23 protein-coding genes and 1 tRNA gene are annotated in these 20375 nt (G+C 48.2%); 21 read left to right on the top strand and 3 right to left on the bottom strand.

Going from position 1 to position 20375, the window contains the following annotated elements; genetic code table 11:
* The first annotated feature begins 201 nt into the window (after positions 1 to 201).
* From rnpA to NNL21_RS32385, 11 genes are all read left to right on the top strand, one after another.
* A complete protein-coding gene (rnpA, locus tag NNL21_RS32335) occupies positions 202 to 549 on the top strand; it encodes a ribonuclease P protein component (protein ID WP_204822365.1) in 348 nt (115 codons plus the stop codon).
* A gap of 151 nt (positions 550 to 700) precedes the next feature.
* Positions 701 to 1495 (top strand): YidC/Oxa1 family membrane protein insertase, encoded by a 795-nt coding sequence (locus tag NNL21_RS32340; RefSeq protein ID WP_204822366.1) that lies wholly within the window; start codon positions 701 to 703, stop codon positions 1493 to 1495.
* Complete coding sequence (jag, locus tag NNL21_RS32345) at positions 1492 to 2136, top strand: RNA-binding cell elongation regulator Jag/EloR (protein ID WP_204822367.1); 645 nt, start codon at positions 1492 to 1494, stop codon at positions 2134 to 2136. Before NNL21_RS32340 ends, jag begins: the two co-directional genes overlap by 4 nt.
* Before the next feature lie 109 nt (positions 2137 to 2245).
* The gene (gene mnmE, locus NNL21_RS32350) at positions 2246 to 3625 is read left to right on the top strand and encodes a tRNA uridine-5-carboxymethylaminomethyl(34) synthesis GTPase MnmE (protein WP_204822425.1); all 1380 of its coding nucleotides are present in this window, start codon (positions 2246 to 2248) and stop codon (positions 3623 to 3625) included.
* A gap of 87 nt (positions 3626 to 3712) precedes the next feature.
* Entirely contained in the window at positions 3713 to 5605 is a 1893-nt protein-coding gene (gene mnmG, locus NNL21_RS32355) for a tRNA uridine-5-carboxymethylaminomethyl(34) synthesis enzyme MnmG (RefSeq protein ID WP_204822368.1), read from the top strand.
* Entirely contained in the window at positions 5605 to 6327 is a 723-nt protein-coding gene (gene rsmG, locus NNL21_RS32360) for a 16S rRNA (guanine(527)-N(7))-methyltransferase RsmG (protein WP_204822426.1), read from the top strand. The genes mnmG and rsmG overlap by 1 nt, the downstream gene beginning before the upstream one ends.
* Before the next feature lie 148 nt (positions 6328 to 6475).
* Positions 6476 to 7294: a nucleoid occlusion protein gene (gene noc / locus NNL21_RS32365; protein ID WP_204822369.1), complete on the top strand. Its 819-nt coding sequence runs from the start codon at positions 6476 to 6478 to the stop codon at positions 7292 to 7294.
* Between the two features lie 378 nt (positions 7295 to 7672).
* Entirely contained in the window at positions 7673 to 8446 is a 774-nt protein-coding gene (locus NNL21_RS32370) for a ParA family protein (protein WP_204822370.1), read from the top strand.
* On the top strand, positions 8427 to 9275 hold the full coding sequence (locus tag NNL21_RS32375) for a ParB/RepB/Spo0J family partition protein (RefSeq protein WP_204822371.1): 849 nt from the start codon (positions 8427 to 8429) through the stop codon (positions 9273 to 9275). The genes NNL21_RS32370 and NNL21_RS32375 overlap by 20 nt, the downstream gene beginning before the upstream one ends.
* Positions 9276 to 9408: 133 nt before the next feature.
* Complete coding sequence (locus NNL21_RS32380) at positions 9409 to 10584, top strand: aminotransferase class V-fold PLP-dependent enzyme (RefSeq protein WP_204822372.1); 1176 nt, start codon at positions 9409 to 9411, stop codon at positions 10582 to 10584.
* 31 nt (positions 10585 to 10615) lie between these two features.
* Positions 10616 to 11107 carry a DUF4446 family protein gene (locus tag NNL21_RS32385; RefSeq protein ID WP_204822373.1) on the top strand — a complete coding sequence of 164 codons (492 nt, stop codon included), beginning with the start codon at positions 10616 to 10618 and terminating at the stop codon, positions 11105 to 11107.
* Here the strand turns inward: NNL21_RS32385 and yyaC are convergent.
* Positions 11082 to 11672: a spore protease YyaC gene (gene yyaC, locus NNL21_RS32390; protein ID WP_204822374.1), complete on the bottom strand. Its 591-nt coding sequence runs from the start codon at positions 11670 to 11672 to the stop codon at positions 11082 to 11084. The two genes, NNL21_RS32385 and yyaC, sit on opposite strands and share 26 nt — an antisense overlap.
* A 193-nt stretch (positions 11673 to 11865) precedes the next feature.
* On the opposite strand from yyaC, the gene NNL21_RS32395 reads away from it, so the two are divergent.
* From NNL21_RS32395 to NNL21_RS32405, 3 genes are all read left to right on the top strand, one after another.
* Positions 11866 to 12108, top strand: coding sequence for a putative Se/S carrier protein (locus tag NNL21_RS32395; protein ID WP_204822375.1), 243 nt, complete (start codon positions 11866 to 11868; stop codon positions 12106 to 12108).
* 25 nt (positions 12109 to 12133) lie between these two features.
* Positions 12134 to 12364, top strand: a complete 231-nt coding sequence (locus NNL21_RS32400; RefSeq protein ID WP_204822376.1) for a DUF951 domain-containing protein — start codon at positions 12134 to 12136, stop codon at positions 12362 to 12364.
* Positions 12365 to 12428: 64 nt separating this feature from the next.
* Positions 12429 to 12519: transfer RNA gene (locus NNL21_RS32405), tRNA-Ser, on the top strand.
* Between the two features lie 638 nt (positions 12520 to 13157).
* Here NNL21_RS32405 and NNL21_RS32410 read toward each other — a convergent pair.
* Positions 13158 to 13337 carry a YjzC family protein gene (locus NNL21_RS32410; protein WP_204822377.1) on the bottom strand — a complete coding sequence of 60 codons (180 nt, stop codon included), beginning with the start codon at positions 13335 to 13337 and terminating at the stop codon, positions 13158 to 13160.
* Positions 13338 to 13584: 247 nt separating this feature from the next.
* On the opposite strand from NNL21_RS32410, the gene rpsF reads away from it, so the two are divergent.
* From rpsF to rpsR, 3 genes are read left to right on the top strand one after another with little or no spacing between them, the layout of a single operon-like run.
* Positions 13585 to 13869: a 30S ribosomal protein S6 gene (gene rpsF / locus NNL21_RS32415; protein WP_204822378.1), complete on the top strand. Its 285-nt coding sequence runs from the start codon at positions 13585 to 13587 to the stop codon at positions 13867 to 13869.
* A gap of 33 nt (positions 13870 to 13902) precedes the next feature.
* Positions 13903 to 14442 carry a single-stranded DNA-binding protein gene (gene ssb, locus NNL21_RS32420; RefSeq protein WP_204822379.1) on the top strand — a complete coding sequence of 180 codons (540 nt, stop codon included), beginning with the start codon at positions 13903 to 13905 and terminating at the stop codon, positions 14440 to 14442.
* An 18-nt stretch (positions 14443 to 14460) separates the two neighbouring features.
* Positions 14461 to 14739 carry a 30S ribosomal protein S18 gene (gene rpsR / locus NNL21_RS32425; RefSeq protein WP_204822380.1) on the top strand — a complete coding sequence of 93 codons (279 nt, stop codon included), beginning with the start codon at positions 14461 to 14463 and terminating at the stop codon, positions 14737 to 14739.
* A 162-nt stretch (positions 14740 to 14901) separates the two neighbouring features.
* Here the strand turns inward: rpsR and NNL21_RS32430 are convergent, their stop codons facing one another.
* Entirely contained in the window at positions 14902 to 15249 is a 348-nt protein-coding gene (locus NNL21_RS32430; protein ID WP_204822381.1) for a DUF4870 domain-containing protein, read from the bottom strand.
* A 228-nt stretch (positions 15250 to 15477) separates the two neighbouring features.
* On the opposite strand from NNL21_RS32430, the gene NNL21_RS32435 reads away from it, so the two are divergent.
* The 4 genes from NNL21_RS32435 to NNL21_RS32450 all read left to right on the top strand — a co-directional run bounded on the left by NNL21_RS32435 (position 15478) and on the right by NNL21_RS32450 (position 20364).
* Entirely contained in the window at positions 15478 to 16557 is a 1080-nt protein-coding gene (locus tag NNL21_RS32435; RefSeq protein ID WP_204822382.1) for an LCP family protein, read from the top strand.
* A 75-nt stretch (positions 16558 to 16632) separates the two neighbouring features.
* Positions 16633 to 17079: a CBS domain-containing protein gene (locus tag NNL21_RS32440; RefSeq protein ID WP_204822383.1), complete on the top strand. Its 447-nt coding sequence runs from the start codon at positions 16633 to 16635 to the stop codon at positions 17077 to 17079.
* Between the two features lie 134 nt (positions 17080 to 17213).
* Positions 17214 to 19256 (top strand): amidohydrolase family protein, encoded by a 2043-nt coding sequence (locus NNL21_RS32445; protein WP_256555636.1) that lies wholly within the window; start codon positions 17214 to 17216, stop codon positions 19254 to 19256.
* A 205-nt stretch (positions 19257 to 19461) separates the two neighbouring features.
* A complete protein-coding gene (locus NNL21_RS32450; RefSeq protein WP_204822384.1) occupies positions 19462 to 20364 on the top strand; it encodes a DUF2232 domain-containing protein in 903 nt (300 codons plus the stop codon).
* Positions 20365 to 20375: the final 11 nt, after the last annotated feature.

A 20375-nucleotide genomic window follows, 5' to 3' on the forward strand; every position in this document is an offset into this window, starting at 1 on the left:
AGACCACATCCCGTGGTCTTTTTTTTATGAATAAAGAAGGAGCTCTACGTTTTTGAAACGAACTCAAGAGTAACGGCTCGCGCCGTCCTTGAAGGCGAGTTCGTCTATAAGGGGAAAAAGTGAGCTTCTGGAATGATGCACCGTTTATGCCGGACGCATTGGGCAATAATTGATAAAGTGAAGGTTCGGTGAAGAGCAGACGTGCAAAGAAAATTACGATTACGCAACCGTGAAGATTTCAGCCGCATCTATCGGAACGGCAAGTCTTTTGCGAACGGCCAGTTCGTTATCTATTGGTCGCGTCAACCGAAAGCCGAACCTTTCCGGTTAGGGGTATCGGCCAGCAAAAAAATTGGCAACGCCGTGGTCCGAAACCGAATGCGCCGGCAGGTCAAGGAAATCGCCCGTCACCAGGTCGATCGCCTAACGGAGCATGTCGATATTATCGTCATCGTGCGTAAACCAGCCGTCGGGATGAAGATGAAGGAATTAGAGCGCAGTATGCTGCATGTCCTTAAGCGGGCAGGACTGTTGAAAGCGCCTAAATAACAGGCTCTTTTCTGCTGGTTTTCCAGCGTGAGGGCTTGTTTCCTTGTTCTATAAAATATGCTATAGTTTTAAATGGATGAATAAGGGCCGAGGGCGCTTCCAAAGAAGCACTTTTCGCTTGAATGCAATGGTACTCTAGAGAGGAGTTTTCATGTTGTCCCGGATTTCAAAACGTACATGGTTTACCGTGTTAGCGCTCGTCCTAATCACCCTCGTTCTATCGGGTTGCGCACCCTCAACGACCCACACGGTAAAGACAGAAGATTTGCTGCAAGGCAACTTCTGGGAAAAGAATGTCGTGTATTGGTTCGCGCTAATGCTCGATACATTTGCAACATGGTTCGGCGGCGAATACGGATTGGCTATTTTGCTGCTGACGATTATCGTTCGTACCTTAATTTTGCCTCTTACGTTGAAGCAGTACCGCAGTTCTAAAGCTATGCAGGCACTGCAGCCTGAGCTTGCCAAGATTAAAGAGAAACATAAAGACAACCCGCAGAAGCAGCAGGAAGAAACGATGAAGCTGTTCCAACAGCATCAAGTCAATCCGCTCGCTGGATGTTTGCCGCTTATTGTGCAAATGCCGATTTTCATTGCGTTGTATAACTCGATCTATTGGAATCCGCTCATTCGAGAGCATTCGTTCCTCGGTATTAAGATGGGCGTGCCCGTCAATGAGCAGGATTGGTATGCGTATATTTTGCCGGTACTAGCGGCATTGACGACTTTCGTCCAATCAAAAATGATGGCTTCTCAACAAAAGACGATGCCGATGATGCAGGGAATTATGCTCATATTCCCGGTCTTGATCTTCGTCATGGCGCTGTCCTTCCCGGCTGCGCTGCCGTTGTACTGGATATTCAGTAACCTGTATACGATCGTTCAAAACTATTTCCTATACGTACGTTCCTCATCCAAGGGTAAGGAGAGTGTCCCTGCGAAATGAAGAAAATCGTAGCATCGGGAAAAACAATTGAAGATGCTGTACGAAACGGATTAAAGGAATTGCAAGTAGCGGAGGATCGTGTTGAGGTCAGGGTTATGGAGCAGCCCTCCAAAGGGCTGTTCGGCCTGATCGGTGTGAAGGAAGCGAAGGTGGAGCTCACGCTGATCCCTGAGCCTGAACCGGCAGCTGCGGATCCGGTAGCCGAAGTGGAACACTTTGTAATCGAGGTTGCCCGTACGATGGGCCTTGAATTGAACATCACCCGAACTCAGACGAAAGAGGGGTTGATGTTTGCGCTCTCTGGAAGCGGTGATCTCGGCATGCTTATCGGTCGCCGCGGGCAAACGTTAGACGCCTTGCAATACTTGGTCAATATTGTGGCCAACCGTTATTCCGACAGTCATCTACGTATTATTCTCGATGCGGAAGATTTTCGCGAGCGTCGTCGAAAGACATTGGAGGATTTGTCAGATCGTCTTGCAGGCCGGGTCATCCGAACGAGGAAAGAAGTCGTTCTGGAACCTATGTCGCCTCAAGAGAGAAAAATCATTCATTCGCAGCTGCAGGACCACGATAAAGTTAAAACATACAGTAAAGGCGACGAGCCCAATCGGCGCGTTGTTATTTCATTGAAGCAATGATCGCATAACGAGATGTAGCAATGGCTTGCAACACGGTCATTGCTCATTTTTTTAATTAGTGGAAGGTGAAGCTAGCCTTAGCTTTACTAAAGGGAGTTTAACTGAAATGATGACACTTGATACGATTGCCGCCATCTCAACCGCCGTTGGGGAAGGCGGCATTGCCGTTATTCGGGTAAGCGGTCCAGATGCTGTAACCGAATCGGCGAAATTGTTTCGCTCCAAATCGAATATTGTCGAAGCGCCTTCGCATACGGTACATTACGGCCATATCGTAGATCCGGATAATGGTGAAGTAGTGGAGGAAATATTGCTCACCATTATGCGCGGCCCCCGTTCGTTCACGGCAGAGGATGTCGTCGAGCTCAGCACGCATGGCGGTGTAATTGCGGTGAAGCGTGTTCTCGCGCTGCTGCTGCGCCAGGGCGGCGTTCGGATTGCAGAGCCTGGCGAATTCTCGAAGCGGGCGTTTCTTAACGGGCGGATTGATCTCACCCAAGCCGAGGCTGTGATTGATCTCATCCGCTCGAAGTCTGACCGGGCCTTCTCCGTCGCCATGAAGCAGGCGGAAGGGGCGTTATCCCGTAAAGTTAAAGTGCTGCGCCATCAGCTTGTCGAGCTGCTTGCTCATATTGAGGTGAATATTGATTATCCGGAGCATGATGTTACAGAGATGACCAATCAATTCATCCATGAGAAATCTCAGCATGCTTGTATGGAAATCGACCGATTGCTAAAAACAGCGGAGGAAGGCAAAATATTACGAGAAGGCATTGTGACGGCTATTGTAGGACGTCCGAATGTCGGTAAATCTTCGCTGCTTAATGCGCTTGTTCAAGAGAACAAGGCAATCGTTACTGACATTCCTGGCACAACTAGAGATGTCATCGAGGAGTACATTACATTAGGTGGAATTCCGCTGCGACTATTAGATACGGCAGGGATCCGTGAAACGATGGATGTCGTCGAACGAATTGGTGTGGAGCGTTCTCGCAGTGCCCTGGAGCAGGCCGATTTAATCCTGTTCGTTCTGAACGCGAATGAACCGCTGCATGAGGATGACCGTCAATTGATGGAGCAGTTGCAAGGACGGCCTGTTATCGTTCTATTGAACAAATCGGATCTCCCCTCCAATTTGGATCCTTCTGAGCTCGGACATTTCTTCTCCGAGGAGTCGATCGTCAAGTTGTCCGTTCTAGAAGAGATCGGACTGGACCGATTGGAACGGGTGATTCGCGACATGTTCTTCGGAGGGGAGCTGGAAAGTGCCGATTTGACCTATGTCAGCAATGTTCGCCATATTACGCTTCTGCATGAAGCACGCAAATCGTTAACGGACGCAATGGAAGCGATCGACATCGGAATTCCGATTGATATTGTGCAAATTGATGTTCGGACAGCTTGGGAGCAACTTGGCGAAATGATTGGTGATTCGGTATCTGAATCGCTCATTGATCAGATCTTCTCTCAGTTCTGTTTAGGTAAATAACAAACAATACTAATTTCCAATTTTGATGGGGATTGTTATCATAACAAAAAGAGGTTGAAAGCAAAGCTCGTGATGGAGGGATTATAGATGAAATACGATGCAGGACAATATGATGTCATCGTAATTGGCGCTGGACATGCCGGCTGTGAGTCGGCATTGGCCGCTGCCCGAATGGGCTGCGAGACGCTGCTGATTACGATTAATTTGGATATGGTCGCATTCATGCCATGCAATCCATCGATCGGTGGACCAGCAAAGGGTCATGTCGTGCGGGAAGTCGATGCGCTTGGCGGCGAGATGGGGCGTAATATCGACAAGACTTTTATTCAGATGAGAATGCTTAATACAGGTAAGGGACCTGCTGTTCACGCTTTGCGCGCGCAGGCTGATAAGTTCCTTTACCAGCATACAATGAAGAAAACGATTGAAGAGACTGAGCACTTGACGCTTCGTCAAGGCATGGTGGAAGAACTGATTGTGGAGAATGGCGAATGTGTGGGTGTCATAACGAAAACCGGTGCCGAATATCGCTCGAAAACGGTCGTGTTAACCACTGGAACCTATTTGCGCGGCAAAATCATTATGGGTGAATTGATCTATGAGAGCGGCCCGAATAACCAGCAGCCTTCTGTAAATTTATCCGCGAATTTGAAGGAACTCGGTCTCAAGCTGGTTCGGTTCAAGACGGGAACTCCGCCGCGTGTTCACAAGGATACGATCGATTTCGATAAAACCGAAATTCAACCGGGAGACGAGAATCCTAAATTCTTCTCTTATGAAACGGAATATTCGGATAACGAGCAGCTGCCTTGTTGGTTGACATATACTTCTGAGGAAACACATCGCATTATTAATGACAACCTCCACCGAGCCCCTATGTTCTCCGGCGCGATCGAAGGCACGGGTCCTCGCTATTGCCCTTCGATTGAAGATAAAATTGTACGGTTTGCCGATAAGCCGAAGCATCAGATCTTTCTGGAGCCGGAAGGAAAGCATACCTCGGAGTATTACGTACAAGGCCTATCGACTAGCATGCCAGAAGATGTACAGTTAAACATATTGCGTTCCATTCCGGGACTAGAACGTGTTGAGATGATGAGAACCGGCTATGCCATCGAATACGATGCGGTCGTTCCGACCCAGCTATGGCCGTCGCTGGAAACGAAGGTAGTGCCGAATTTATTTACAGCAGGGCAGATCAACGGAACGTCAGGATACGAAGAAGCAGCAGGCCAAGGTATTATGGCGGGTATCAATGCGGCGCGCAAAGCGCAAGGGAAAGAAGCGGTTGTTATCGACCGTTCCCAAGGATATATTGGTGTGCTCATCGATGATCTGGTAACGAAAGGAACGAGCGAACCGTATCGGTTGCTGACATCTCGTGCCGAATACCGTCTTCTTCTGCGGCATGACAATGCTGATTTGCGATTAACTCCGCTAGGCTTTGAAATCGGACTTGTTCCAGAAGCGCGTCACAATAAGTTCCTTCGCAAAAAACAGTTGGTCGATCAAGAAATCGAACGGTTGAAATCTGCGAAGATTCGTCCTGAGCAGGATGTTTTAGAAATGCTTACTAGCATTGGTTCTGCTCCGATTACTAATACGGTGGATGCTCTTTCGCTTCTGCGTCGTCCGGAAGTAACGTATGCGCACTTGGAGCCTTTCGCACCGTCGCCTGAAGCGCTGACCGATGAAATGAAAGAACAGGTTGAAATTCAAATTAAATATTCCGGGTATATCGAAAAACAACTTTTGCAGGTAGAACGGCTTAAAAAAATGGAGAAAAAGCGGATTCCGGCAGATATCGAATACGCTGAAGTGCATGGACTTGCGAATGAAGCGAAGACAAATTTGGCTAAAATTCGCCCATTGTCGATCGGTCAGGCATCCCGTATCGGAGGCGTAACGCCGGCTGACATTTCCATTCTTCTCGTGTATTTGGAACACTATAACCGAGTTGTGGCTGCACGGGGGTCATGATGAATCACACAGAATCATGGTTTGTAGATTTGCTGCATAAGGAAGGCGTATCATTAACAGATCAACAGCTGCAGCAATTTGACCTTTATTATCAACTGTTAGTCGAATGGAACGAGAAAATGAACCTAACAGGAATAACGGAAAGGGAAGCGGTGTACGAGAAGCATTTCTACGACTCCGTTTCGCTTTCTTTCTTTCTCGACTTGAATAAAGCGATAAGGTTTGCCGATATTGGATCGGGTGCTGGATTCCCCAGCATTCCGCTCAAAATCTGTTTTCCTCATTTAGAGGTTACAATGGTTGACTCATTGAATAAACGCCTTCATTTTCTGAAGCATGTAATTGAAGCATTGGGCCTGCAGCAAATGAATTGTGTTCATGGACGGGCTGAAGATATGGCTAGATTGAAGGAGCATCGTGATCAATACGACGTGGTAACAGCACGGGCTGTAGCGCGACTTAACATCCTGAACGAACTATGTTTGCCGTTTGTCAGAATAGGTGGTAAGTTTGCGGCGATGAAGGGTGCCGATCCGGCATCAGAAGTAAATGAAGCACAGAATAGTTTGATTGAATTGAAGGCAGACGTTCAGAACGTCCATCATTTAACTTTGCCTCATGAGCAATCGGATCGTCACATCGTTATCGTTAACAAGACAGGGGCGACACCGAAGAAATACCCGCGCAAAGCGGGATTGCCCGGAAAACAACCGATAGTTTGATACCAACCAAGGGAGAATGTTCCACGTGAAACATTTTTCTTAGTTAAAACATTTAAACTCTCCTTGTCAAGCAGGAAAACGTTTTATAGCCGACGAATTTATATATCGACAATCCTCGGCATTTTGAATTCGGGTGGTAGTTGACGCGATGAAAGAACAGTTTTCACGATTATTCGGCCTGAGCGACCAGAAAAGCAATCAGGATGAAGTAAAACAGCTCGCGACAGGCGAAATTGACACAAGTCCGTATCAGCCTCGCACCGTGTTTGATGATGATCGAATTGATGAGTTATGCCAAACAATTAAGACACATGGGGTCATACAGCCAATTGTCGTACGTGTTCGGAACGGACGATATGAGATTATTGCAGGCGAACGGCGTTGGCGCGCAGTTAAAAAGTTAGGTTTAGATACTGTCCCTGCAATTGTGAGGGAATTCAACGACTCCCAAGCGGCTTCCATAGCACTCATCGAAAATCTTCAACGTGAAGGTTTAACTGCGATCGAAGAGGCTGTAGCTTATCAGAAACTCATTGATTTACATCAATTGACGCAAGAAAGTTTGGCTCAGCGTCTAGGTAAAAGTCAATCGACGATTGCCAATAAAATTCGTTTGCTTGGACTTAGCGAACCCGTAAAAAATGCGTTAATCGAACGCAAAATTACGGAGCGGCATGCAAGAGCGTTGCTTACGCTCGATACGGATGAGCTCCAGTTGAAAGTATTAGAAGATGTTATGACGAAGGAACTGAATGTGAAGCAGACCGAGGCTCGCGTCGCGTTCTATAAAGAAGTTGCTTCAGTAAAAAAGTCGCGCCGTATTTCATTTACGAAAGACGTACGACTTGCCTTAAATACAATTCGGCAGTCCATTGATATGGTATCAGGCTCTGGATTGCAGATCAAAACAGACGAGAAGGACCATGAGGACCATTACGAAATTGTCATTCGTATTCCGAAGCGGTAGATGACTTCCGTAGACGATTGCGATCGTCGAATTATTCGTTTCTATTAATATTCTTTCATTAATTGGCGAATGTCGCTTGAACGTGAGAAGATAGATGCGTAATGCTATTGATTTACATCATATGTCCTTTTGACGAAACTTCGAGCCGTCCGTAACCGGGACGGCATCGCCTTTTTCTAGAAAACATGTGCTAATTACTATAAATAGATTCAGATTAGTATGGCTTATTCGGATCTCAAGTTACAAGCTAATCTTACTTTGGTGAACGCAAAACAAGGTATGTTCAAGATCTCGCTTTACTCGCCGTTACATAAAGCACGTCAGACGTACTTTTTCGAGCGGAGTTCAACAAGCTATCTACATTAGAGGTGAACGGGTTTGTCTAAAACGATTGCGATAACGAACCAGAAGGGCGGCGTTGGCAAAACAACAACGTCTGTCAATCTCGGTGCTTGCCTCGCGTCTCTCGGTAAAAAAGTGCTTCTCGTCGATATAGACCCTCAAGGGAATACGACGAGCGGAATCGGCATTAATAAAGCAGATGTGGCGCATTGTATCTACGATGTGCTCATTAATGACGTTCACCCGAAGGATGCGACAGTGCCGACCAATATAGAGGGACTCTATATGATTCCGGCTACGATTCAACTCGCCGGGGCGGAAATCGAGCTCGTACCCACGATTTCTCGTGAACAAAGACTGAAGAAGTCGCTCCAGCTCGTTAAAAGTCAATATGATTACATCCTGATCGATTGTCCGCCATCCCTGGGCATTCTGACGATTAACTCCCTGACAGCTTCCGATTCCGTAATTATACCGATTCAATGCGAGTATTACGCACTAGAAGGTTTGAGCCAACTGCTTAACACAGTGCGTCTCGTTCAGAAGCATTTAAACACGAGTCTTCAAATTGAAGGCGTGCTCTTAACGATGTTCGATGCACGTACCAATTTGGGTATTCAAGTTATAGAAGAGGTTAAAAAGTATTTCCAACAAAAAGTATATCAAACGATAATACCGCGCAATGTTCGGTTGAGCGAAGCGCCATCCCATGGACAATCCATTATTACGTACGATCCAAGATCTAAAGGAGCCGAGGTTTATCTCGAGCTCGCAAAGGAAGTGATCACATATGAGCAAGCGGCTAGGTAGAGGACTTGATGCGCTTATTCCGTCGCTTTCTGTAAATGAAGATGATAAGGTGGTTGAAGTATCTCTCAGCCAGCTCCGCCCGAACCCGTATCAACCGCGTAAATCGTTCGATGATGATGCCATTCGTGAACTCGCTGAATCCATTAAGCAGCATGGCGTCATTCAACCGATTATCGTTAGAACGGTATTGAAGGGGTTTGAAATTATAGCGGGTGAACGCCGATTCCGTGCCTCCCAGCTATGTGGCAACCCGACTATACCGGCTGTTGTTCGTAATTTCTCGGATCAGCAAGTCATGGAAATTGCGTTGATCGAGAATCTGCAGCGTGAAGATTTGAATGCAATTGAGCTTGCGTTTGCATATCAAGCATTAATGGATAAATTTGATCTGACGCAAGAGGAATTATCGATGAAGGTGGGTAAGTCGAGATCCCACATTGCGAACTTCCTGCGGCTTCTATCATTGCCGGAACAGATTAAGGAAAATGTTTCACGTGGAACATTATCGATGGGGCATGCCAGAGCCCTAGTCGGTGTAAAAGAAGATTCGCGTAAAAAAGAACTAGCCGAGCAGACCATGGTAAACGAGTGGAGTGTGCGGGATCTAGAAGAAGCGATTCAGAAGCTGGATCAGAAGCTACCTCTCAAAACAAAGCCATCTGCCAAGAAACGCGATCCATATATGGAGCAAGTAGAGGAAACGCTGCGTGATAAGTTCAAAACAACTGTGAAAATTAAACAGCAGAAAGATAAAGGTCGAATTGAACTTCTTTATTATAATAAGCAGGACTTGGAACGACTGTTGGAGCTGCTACAGCAAATGGCCTAATTAAATAGAAGAGATAAACAATATAGCATACCCGAGCGTCATCGTTAAGGTGAAGATGACGCTCGGGTATGCTATTATTGAGATAACGGCAAATGAGACTTTTTAGGAAAAACAAAGGAAAGGGGGGAGTCGCTTGGAACGGGTTCATGATACACCGAGTGTCATTTATTTGGATCATGCTGCGACATCTTGGCCCAAGCCGCCGAGTGTCATGGAAGCGGTGGTGAACGCGATGGAACATGATGCGGCTAACCCTGGGCGAGGCAGCCATCAAATGGCGGTGCGTGCCAGTCGGATTCTATTCGATACAAGGAAACAGCTGGGCAAACTGTTTCGTATCTCTAATCCGAATGATATAGCTTTCACATTAAACACAACAATGGGTTTGAATATGGCCATCAAAGGCATTCTGCTGCCTGGCGATCACGTGATAGCGACAGCGGTGGAGCACAATTCAGTGCGGCGGCCGTTGGAATATCTGAAACAATCAGCGGGAATTGAGGTTACTTATCTGGATACGGATGAACAGGGTCACCTTGACTCCAAACGGGTGGAAGAGGCCATTCAGCCTAATACAAAGCTGGTCGTTGTTAATCACAGTTCCAATCTTCTTGGCTCAATCCTTCCTATAGCGGACATCGGTTCTATTACAAGGAAACACGGCATAAAGCTGCTGGTGGACGCAGCCCAGTCGGCAGGAGTTTCTGAGATAGACGTGGAGGCCATGGGGATTGATCTGCTGGCTTTTCCGGGGCACAAAGGTCTTCTGGGTTCGCAGGGGACAGGAGGGCTTTATATCCACCCTCAGATCGATCTGGTTCCGCTGCTCCATGGTGGAACAGGGAGTCAATCGGAATCTGCAGAACAACCAAATGTACGTCCAGATCGTTATGAAGCAGGGACGCAAAATACGCCGGGTCTAGCTGGATTGAAAGCCGGTGTTCAATACGTCCTGCATGAGACACCTCGAAAAATCCATACTAAGGAGTGGGGACTCACGCAGCGGTTGATGGAAGGCTTGCTAGCGGTTGACGGCGTGCGCATACTAGGTCCGAGCCTAGGTCGGGATCGAACAGGTATTGTTTCATTTATCATTCAAGGTGTAGATCCTTCGGAGGCAGCCTTTATCTTGGATCAGCACTACCACATCGCTGTCCGATCTGGATTTCATTGTACACCTTTAGCGCATGGGATGGTCGGAACGCTTGAAACTGGAGCAATACGTGCCAGTGTAGGTTGCTTTACGGTGGATAAGGAAGTGGACGCTCTTATTGAAGCAGTCAAAGAAATTAAACGACATTATAGCTAACGGGCTTTAATGGGGGAGAGAAACGAACAAAATGAATCAAATCGACCTGCGGCCAATGGACTTGGTGACCATTGCCTTACTCCTTGTTACACTATTATTGTTAATTCGCACTTTTGTTCTCGGCGGGAAATTGAAGCGGCTTCGAAAAAGCTACACGCGATTCATGAGTGGAACGGAAGTTGAGGATTTGGAGCATATTATTGTAGGATTGAAGGAACGCCTCCATACTCAGGAACAAAACTATGCCGTGCTGATGGAGGGCATGGAACAAATCGCGCGAACGCTTCGAACGAAAAAAGGAAACATCGGCATTCACCGCTATAACCCGTTCGCGGATAGTGGGAGTGACTTAAGCTTCTCACTTGCGATCGTGAATGATGTTGAGGACGGTTTAGTGCTTAGCGGTCTTCACAGCAGGGATCAAACGTACGTCTACGCCAAACCGGTAAAGAAGGGCGAGTCGGAGTATGCGCTAACCCAGGAAGAACGCAAGGCGATTAGTCTTGCGTCGCAGCGGGAATAGCGGGTCTGAGACTTTTCGCAACGGCAGAGAACAAGCTATGCGCAATAATGTCGGCCATACGGATAACCAGATGGAGTCGAGTATTCTGCAGCACGAAATATTCCATAAAACCGCCGACATTGACGATTCCCGTAATATGTATATCGCCTACGGGAGGGAGTTCCTTGTTAACACCGGCGCCGGGTTTGACAGGACCGGAACCGACTTGAATGCTTCCTACGCTCGCGACTTGACCTAGGCATGCGTCGATCCCGATTACGAAGGGCTTCCGGATATGCTTGCTTATATGCTGAAGCGTTTCATCCAAGTTCATGGCATGGACGGGTTCCTCCAGCGTTCCGTAAAGCTCGAAGAAGGGACTGCGGTATTTACTCAAATTAGTGCCGACAAGGGGACCAAGCGCATCGCCTGTAGAACGATCCGTACCGACACAAACAATGACTAGCCTGGCATCTGCAGGGATATTGCTTAACAGGTAGGTAAGGCGATTAATGAGCAAACCAGTCACATTGGGTTCCGTGTAGGGTACTTTCAAGGGCGTTTCTTTCGCTCCAGCTAATCTCATTAAATCCCCTCCCGCCTTGGTTACAAAAGGCAATGCTTTCTCTCAGAAATAAGATGTTCTCATGAATCTCTCATTTGTTAGGGCTGCCATGCTGGAATAGGTTTCGTTACTAGCTAGTATATGGATCGGACAACCATTTTATACTTGCCGGTACCGTAATAAAACGATTAATGATGATGAAGGAGGAGCGGCGGTGTTGATAGCATTCGATTCGACGCAGCAAGCCCTCCGGGCAGAAATGCTGCTAGAGTATGCGGATATTGAGATAGATATATGTCCAACCCCAAAGGAAATAACAGCTGGGTGTGCACTCTCTATCCATTTTCCAGAGGAAGATTTACAAACGGTCCAGGAAGTGATCGTGAATGAAAAGGTGGAAGTCCGCGGCATTTTTCAGCTCCGTGATGGTGGGGGTTACGAGCTTGTAGAGGGATAAAACTGTAGGAGAGGAGAGGATCGGTGTGGAACGCAAGCAGTTTGAGCTAGGGGACATCGTACAGATGAAGAAACCCCATCCATGCGGGGCGAATGAAATGGAGATCATCCGAATGGGGATGGACATAAGAATCAAATGTGTTGGTTGCAAGCATAGCGTGCTCATACCGAGAGCGAAATTCGAGAAAAACATGAAAAAAGTGCTCCGATCTAATGCGTCAAATCTGGATGCAGCTGAGGGCAATATGGAAGCTTAAATTTTTTTGAAAAATGCTTGCATTCTGACAAGCTGCATGATAAGATAATTTTTGCTGACGGAATGGAAAGGTACCCAAGAGGCCCAAGGGGGCTGACTCGAAATCAGCTAGGCGTGTCACAGCGTGCGTGGGTTCGAATCCCACCCTTTCCGCCATACATACAATTCAAGCGACTCCATTGGAGTCGCTTTTTTGATGTAGATTTCTACAATCACAGGGTAAGATGTAGACTGACGGGCAGGGTTGTTAGTGGGAAAATAATGAGGTGCAGGCAGTTAGACAGATAGATGGGTGAGCCAATACGGCACGAGCAACTTTTTCTTTGTAACCAAGATCTATAATTCGATGATAACCTTCGAGTTCGTTCGCGGCGGTGCTGAAACAACCTTGGTCGGCGGCGATCCAGGGACTGTGGCCGAGCGGATGCCGTTGTCTGTATGCCACTCTGAACGGAAGCCGGCTATCCGCCTTCCTTCATCTGAGGAGAGTGTGTAGTACTTACGGAGGACATAAGAAAAGGGCTCTTGCGAGCCCCCTCTGACGGTGGATGATCGAATTTGTAATCAGTCTTCACTGCTGCTCGTAAGAAATGTCGGTTCATCGCTTTTACCCGATGTGCGTGTGTTGCAGACACTAGTCTTTGGCACAACCCCTCGCTTCTTCTTTATGCTTTAGTGGACAAAATCACCATTGCGGCCCTTGCTCCATACGGTTCAATGGAACCACACCTCTCTTCACACCGTCACGAAATATAATGCTCATGGATCCAGAGGATTATTCATGGACCATCAAATTAATTCAGCTTCTTCCATTTGCGGTCACTATTTGATGTGCGAGGGAAACGCTCGCCCTTACTTAAATGCACTTTCTTGGGATTATTAATACCCATATGAAAAGAAGCTTCGCCGATCTCGATGTAGGTGCCATCATTCGGCGCGCGGTCGCCAGGTCTGAATTCTGTCCATTCGCCCACATTCTCCACCTCCTTCGCGTTCCTGTAAGGTCCGACCATCCATGATTATAAGGTGATGGTCACATCCGATGTATAGTGTGTGTCCATTGAAACCGAATCATGAACGCCAGAATGAGGATGAACCACACAGACATTGCACTTGTCAGAGCCTATTCACTTTGGTATAGTAATATGGTATGCGAGAATTAAACTCGCTCCTTGCTCCCTTTTTTCAGGGGGCCGCTAGTCCAAGAGGAGGTGAATCAGAATGCGCAAATATGAAGTGATGTACATTATTCGTCCGGACGTGGAACAAGAAACGGTGCAAGCCGTAACTGATAAGTTCCAAGGCATCATCTCCAACGGCGGAGAAGTCACGAAGCATGACGTGATCGGTAAACGCCGCCTTGCGTATGAGATCAACAAGCATCGCGACGGTCATTACGTACTCGTTCATTTCAACGCTACGCCAGAAGTTGTAGCTGAACTTGATCGCGTAATGAAGATTACGGATGAAATTATCCGTTTCTTAGTCGTTAAAGACGTTGCTTAGTTCTACGTAAGGATCGATTGGAGGCGATAAACGATGTTGAACCGTGTTATTCTGATCGGCAGATTAACGAGGGATCCAGAAATGCGCTATACACCGGCGGGCGTTGCGGTAACGCAATTTACGTTAGCCGTGGACCGTCCGTTCACAAGCGGACAAGGCGAGCGGGAAGCTGATTTTATCCCGGTCGTTACATGGCGTCAGCTAGCGGAAACATGCGCCAATTACTTGCGCAAAGGTCGCTTAACAGCGGTCGAAGGCCGAATTCAGGTTCGAAACTACGAGAACAACGAAGGCAAGCGCGTCTATGTGACGGAAGTTATTGCCGACAACGTTCGTTTCTTGGAGTCTGGAAACCGTGAAGGCGGCTCGCGTGAAGAGGGTGGCAATTCCGGTGGCGGAGGCGGCTATGGCGGACAAGGTGGCCAGGGCAGCCAAGGCGGCGGTTCCCAAGGTGGAGGAAACTCCTCTGGTGGCGGTGGCCGATCCGGTGGCTCATCCAGGAATGACAATCGTGATCCGTTCTCAGACGACGGACGCCCGATCGATATATCGGAAGATGACTTGCCATTTTAACAGAAAGGACGGATGACAATGAGCTTCAAACAAAGAGAAGACGGCGGAGAGCGCCCAGAGCGTAAATTCGGCGGTCGTAAAGGCCGTAACAAACGTCGTAAAGTTTGCTATTTCACGGCTAACAAAATCACGCACATTGACTATAAAGACACGGATCTGCTCCGTAAATTTATTAGTGAGCGCGGAAAAATTTTGCCGCGTCGTGTAACAGGAACAAGCGCAAAATACCAACGTTTGCTGACAATTTCCATCAAACGTTCGCGTCAAATCGCGCTTCTGCCTTACACTACGGAATAGTATCATGTCCAACAAAAGGCGCCATCGGTTCATACCGGTTGGCGCCTTTTGTGTATCCGAATTAATGGAATGGTCATGATACTGGTTCAGAATTGGGGACAGGCAATGAATAATTGTTGCCAGAATCGTATTGCCGCGCAAGGAAATATGACGGATAATGATTCATAGATGCTGGGATTGACGTTCTGCGAATTCGCCGAGAATGGGTACTTTATACCATCGGCCCTGAAGGGCGAGAATCATTAAGGCAATCCAGAGAATGAAACTAACCGGTCCCAGAATTAGGCCGACTAACCAGCCGATAATCGGCAGGATGCCGAGCACAATATTAATAACCATGAAAGCAACCGACACCACGACGGATTGCATCGCATGAAACTTGACGAAGCGACTCTGTCTTTCAAGCACAAGAAACAACAATCCGGTAACAAAGAGCCCCAGATAACATAATAAGCCGACGACACGCGGGTCTAAGCCGGTTGATGAGCGATCCGGCATGTAAGGCTGCATGAAGGAAGTCACCCTTTCTGGAATTTGTCCTAATCATCCTTATTCCGATTCGCTTCAAACTATGCCCGGAACCCGCTCGCCAATATAACCCAATCTTAAATTTACAAAAATTACTTTCCTATCCAACACAAAAACGTAATGGTTTTGTAACTTTCGAACCTTATCAATCGTTTAAAATAAAGACTAAAGGTTTATATAGTTAAAGGAGATAGGAGAGTCCTTGTCAAAATGAAATCAGACAAACGATTATCGCGTAAATGGAAGTGGATTATTTCACTGCTCGCCGTGGTCTTGCTTGTCGGTACTGCAGGGTATTATAACCGTGGTATGCTTGCTACATGGGGCTTTGATGTATTCCTAAAAGATAAAGTGAAAGAAAAGCTCGGCCAATCATACAAACCGCTGCCAAACCGTGAAACGAAACCGGTCGTCTATAAGAAAGAGGATCCGTTCTCGCTTCTTCTGCTCGGCGTGGACCAAAGGGATAAAGAAATCGGACGGTCGGATACGATGATCTATACCGTCGTTCGTCCTGTGGACGGCTCGATTCTCATGATATCGATCCCCCGGGATACGTATACCGAAATTGCAGGCAAAACCAAGAAGAACGGCGATCCGTGGGAGGATAAAATAACCCATGCGTATGCCTTTGGCGGCGCTGAAATGTCAGTTGGAACGGTGGAGCACTTATTTGATTCCCGCGTGGATCATTATACGACCATTAATTTTAAAGGGTTCCGTGATGTCATTGACGCGATGGGCGGGATCTCCCTGCCCATAACCGAGGACTTGGTCAATGACGACAAGGACCATGAGAAGTTTATCGTTAAAGCCGGTCAAGATGTGTATAATGGCCAGGATGCGTTAAATTATGTTCGTTTCCGTGAAGATGCGGGTGGAGATATGAGCCGGACGGGAAGACATCAGGTCTTTCTCAATGCTATTATGAATAAAGCATCGGAAGTCCAACAGTGGACCAAGATTCCGGAGCTAATGGACATTATGGGTGATAATTTCACCACAGATCTTACCCCTGACCACATCATTGACTTAGCCAAGAGCATGCTGTCCACCAGCAACCGCACGATCTACAGCCATACTTTGAAGGGCGAAGGCGGGCGGAAGACATCGGGTGGAACATGGTATTATTTTGCCGATGATGAGGATTTGGAGAAAGTTAAAGTTCTAATTAAAGGGTGGCTTGATCCCAAACTGACAAAGGCACAATTGCCGCTGCCGGACCAATATAAGCAGAAGCCACAAACGCCGGTCAAATCGTTGTCGGCTGGATCAACTGAAGAAGAGTAGATTCACGACATAGGTAAGTTTGCAATCTCCATCCGATGATTAGCGCAATAAATCGAGGAAGTAGGAGAATGAATCATGAATATTGCTTTTTTCTTATTGCCTAAGCAAGAAGTCGTCTGCCTGACGCTGGAGGCGACGCTCAGACAAACGCTGGAGCGGATGGAGCATCACCGTTATACATCCGTTCCGATTCTGGATCGTGAAGGCTGCTATGCCGGTACGGTAACCGAAGGCGATTTGTTGTGGTACATGAAGAACAACCCGGAAGTGACCTTCGATCATACACATAAGGTCAAGCTCTCGGACGTGCAGCTGCGGCTTGCTCATCGTCCTGTGCGGATCGACGCCAATATGGTGGATCTCGTTTCATTGGCGAAGCTGCAGAACTTCGTACCGGTTATTGACGATATGAATCGGTTTATTGGAATTGTCCGCCGCAGTGACATTATCGATTATTGTGAGAAAATGATCGTGAATGGAGCCGTATCATCCGCTTCCGAAGAAGAAATGGCGACAGGTTAGCCGTTTGCGATTTGTCCGTTGACATAGTAGGATGATAGGTAAGTGTTGGAAATAAGGCGGAAAATGCATTGCAAAGATTGCCGCCCTCCTGCGAGGGCGGTTCTTTTATGTTTAACGGGGCAGGAGGATATTGGATGAATAGGAATCAAAGAAGGAAGAGCGGCAAGGGGCCGATGCGCGCATTCATGGCGATTGCTGCCGTTCTGGTTGTCATATTGGTGGGGTATTGGGCTTACACGTACTTTCAAGGTGAGGATCAGCCTGGCAAAGGTTCTGGCATGACGACTGAAGAGAATGGCGGGAAAGATACAGCACCGGGGGATAAAGGACAAGCCGGTGGCAAGGATGGTAACAAGGATGACAACAAGGATGACGGCAAGGGTGAAGAAGGCACGGACCAAGATCCGCTTGCTCTGCTGGAGGCCGGCGTAACCGAAGAGGACCTCAATAAGGAGTATGATATCGTCATTGCCGGCGGACGCGTCGTTAATCCGGAGACGAAGCTGGATCACGAGGGACTGAATGTCGGGATTAGCAAGGGGACGATAGGTGTCGTCACAGCAAAACCTCTCAAGGGGAAGCGGGTTATCGATGCGAAGGGGCAGGTGGTTTCGCCTGGCTTCATCGACAATCTATCTTATGATCCCAATCCGCTTGGTGTATGGCAGAAGATCGGCGACGGTGTGACTTCGAATATTGCGATGCACGGCGGCACTTCAACGCCCAAGCAATGGTATGCGCATTATGAACGTGATATGCCGCCAGTAAGCTTCGGCGCATCGTTCTTCTATACACAAGCCCGCAATCAATTCAAGCTAGGCCGCTACGACGCAGCCCAGCAAAGTCAGATCGACAAGCTGACGAAGGATGCGGAGAAGGCGCTGAATGACGGAGCGTTGGGCATCTCGTTCAGCTTGGAATACGTACCAGGGATATCGGCAGAAGAAATCATCCCGCTGATGGAGCTGGCACAGGAATATAACGTCCCCGTTTACTTCCATGGCCGTTACTCCGATGCTTCGGAACCCGGAACTGAAATTGAAGGAACGAAGGAATTGATCGCGTACGGGGAAAAGACGGGTGCGGCGGTTCATATCGATCATATCAACAGCACGGGCGGTACGTTCTCGATGAAGGAAGCACTCGCGCTGATCGACGAAGCGCGTGCGAAAGGTTATGATATCACGGCCTGCACATATCCTTACGACTATTGGGGGACGTATCTGAATTCGGCCCGTTTCGACAAGGGCTGGCAGGAACGGTTCCGCATCTCCTATAACGACCTGCAAATTGCAGGAACGACCGAACGTTTGACGCAGGAGAGCTTCGCCAAGTATCAAAAGCAGGGCAAGCTGGCTGTCGCATACGCGATTCCGCCAGAGGCCGTCGTGGAAGCATTCCAGGCCCCATATGTGATGATCGGCAGCGATGCCATTCTGGAGCCCGGCCATAACAACCATCCGCGTGCTTCAGGCACATTTGCGCGTGCGATCGGTTTATACGTCCGGGAGCAGCAGGTCATGTCGCTGATGGACGGAATTGCCAAGCTGAGCCTCATGCCGGCGCAACGTCTGGAGAAGCAGGCACCGGCGCTGCGCAAGAAGGGCCGTATTGCCAAAGGGATGGATGCGGACATCGTGATTTTCAACTATGACACGATCCGTGACCGCTCTACAGTCGAGCAGCCAGATCTCATGTCAGAGGGCATCAACTATGTGTTGGTATCGGGTCAAGTGGCGCTGGATAATGGCAAGATGAATAAGAAGGTTCGTCTCGGCCAGCCGCTGCGGAGCCACTTCGAGCGGGTGAGTGCGGCCTCTTCCGGAGGCACACTGCAATGGGAAGGCAAAAGCTATCCGCTGGTCACATATAACCAAGCGACCTACGTCGATCTGGCTGCATTTGGCGAACAAGGCTATGGAGTTACATGGGATAATGTGAACCATTCGTTTACCCTTGAGAAGGGTGGATCGGGCAGCAGCGAGGCAGCAGTGAGCCCTTCAGAAGCACTGAAGACAGGTGAGCTGATGCTTGAGCGGGACTACCGCGTACAGGCGGGCGATGCTTCGGAGAAGCTCTTGTCCATTGGCAAACGCGCTTTCGTTCCGATCTCATTCCTACAGCAGATGGGCCTGAAGGCCGAGAATGATGGAGATATATGGACGGTAGAGTCCTAATACGGGCAAAGGCGTTTCCGGATACGCGGGAGCGCCTTTCTTAAAACGTAAGAAAACCTGTGTTTTCGTCAGGCGGGAGAAGTCCGTGGAAGGCTTTACCGAGCAGGAGCCGGACAACTCCATTCTCTGTTGCTTCGTGTTATGTGTTATAATGGGGAGTAAAGCTTCATGGAGTAAAACCTTAAATATGCTAGAGGTGAACTGTTTGAAAAACGGCTTGAAATCTGTTTTATGGAGTGCCGCTGCTCTTGTGCTGCTGCTGTTGCTCTCCGTTCCATTGCTCAATGCATTGGTTATATCCGTCATGATGATTCCAACCGTCATTCTGTACGCGACGCTGCCCAAACGATTATTTGGGCTTCATATGCTCGTCGTATTCGGTCTTGCCTTTGCCGTGATCGGCCCGGTGGCGCTTATCATAGGCCTGTTCTTCCTCGTTCCATCAATTGTGATGGGGCATATGTACCGCAAGCAATTTCCCGCGCGCAAGGTCATTACAGTTACTCTTCTGGTACTGCTGGCAGAGCTGCTGCTGGAAATGGTGATCTTCAATGCGCTGCTGGATATCTCCTTGCTTGAGGAGATGAGCGATATGATCCGCTCGGTGACGGACAACTTGGGTGCGCAGGGGCTGCTTCCAGCCGGTTGGTCGGCGGAGGCCACTGATCTATTCATCCAGACATTGATTCATTCCATACCGATGGCGCTCATTACGGTATCCTTCATGTATGCGGTCATTACGCATGCCGTTGTAAGACCCGTATTGCGGGCTGCCGGCTTACAAGTTCCCGGCCTCCAGCCGGCGAAGGATTGGATGCTGCCGCGCATCTTTGTTCTCTATTACTTGATCATTCTTATTATGGATCTTTCGGTTTCGGATAATGGCAGTTCATTCCTGACAGTGGCACTATTGAACTTGGTTCCGCTTATGCGGCTCGCTTTCTCGATTCAGGCGATCGGCTTTTTCTTCTTTATTGCAGATCAACGGAAATGGAACAAGGTGGTTCCCATCCTTCTATCTGTCCTCGTCGTCGTGTTCCCGCCGCTGAGCTTAATTGGCGTACTCGATGCCGGTTTTCCGATCCGAAGAGCGTTTAAGAAACCTTGACTACAGGGGCG

The sequence above is a fragment of the Paenibacillus mendelii genome (assembly GCF_024498075.1).
GTDB lineage: Bacteria > Bacillota > Bacilli > Paenibacillales > Paenibacillaceae > Paenibacillus_Z > Paenibacillus_Z mendelii.

Bases quoted from the DNA above. Each gene is read 5' to 3' on its own strand.
- NNL21_RS32340 (WP_204822366.1), top strand. From the start codon at position 701: ATGTTGTCCCGGATTTCAAAACGTACATGGTTTACCGTGTTAGCGCTC.
- jag (WP_204822367.1), top strand. From the start codon at position 1,492: ATGAAGAAAATCGTAGCATCGGGAAAAACAATTGAAGATGCTGTACGA.
- mnmE (WP_204822425.1), top strand. From the start codon at position 2,246: ATGACACTTGATACGATTGCCGCCATCTCAACCGCCGTTGGGGAAGGC.
- mnmG (WP_204822368.1), top strand. From the start codon at position 3,713: ATGAAATACGATGCAGGACAATATGATGTCATCGTAATTGGCGCTGGA.
- rsmG (WP_204822426.1), top strand. From the start codon at position 5,605: ATGAATCACACAGAATCATGGTTTGTAGATTTGCTGCATAAGGAAGGC.
- noc (WP_204822369.1), top strand. From the start codon at position 6,476: ATGAAAGAACAGTTTTCACGATTATTCGGCCTGAGCGACCAGAAAAGC.
- NNL21_RS32375 (WP_204822371.1), top strand. From the start codon at position 8,427: ATGAGCAAGCGGCTAGGTAGAGGACTTGATGCGCTTATTCCGTCGCTT.
- NNL21_RS32385 (WP_204822373.1), top strand. From the start codon at position 10,616: ATGAATCAAATCGACCTGCGGCCAATGGACTTGGTGACCATTGCCTTA.
- yyaC (WP_204822374.1), bottom strand. From the start codon at position 11,672: ATGAGATTAGCTGGAGCGAAAGAAACGCCCTTGAAAGTACCCTACACG.
- rpsF (WP_204822378.1), top strand. From the start codon at position 13,585: ATGCGCAAATATGAAGTGATGTACATTATTCGTCCGGACGTGGAACAA.
- ssb (WP_204822379.1), top strand. From the start codon at position 13,903: ATGTTGAACCGTGTTATTCTGATCGGCAGATTAACGAGGGATCCAGAA.
- rpsR (WP_204822380.1), top strand. From the start codon at position 14,461: ATGAGCTTCAAACAAAGAGAAGACGGCGGAGAGCGCCCAGAGCGTAAA.
- NNL21_RS32430 (WP_204822381.1), bottom strand. From the start codon at position 15,249: ATGCAGCCTTACATGCCGGATCGCTCATCAACCGGCTTAGACCCGCGT.
- NNL21_RS32435 (WP_204822382.1), top strand. From the start codon at position 15,478: ATGAAATCAGACAAACGATTATCGCGTAAATGGAAGTGGATTATTTCA.
- NNL21_RS32440 (WP_204822383.1), top strand. From the start codon at position 16,633: ATGAATATTGCTTTTTTCTTATTGCCTAAGCAAGAAGTCGTCTGCCTG.
- NNL21_RS32445 (WP_256555636.1), top strand. From the start codon at position 17,214: ATGAATAGGAATCAAAGAAGGAAGAGCGGCAAGGGGCCGATGCGCGCA.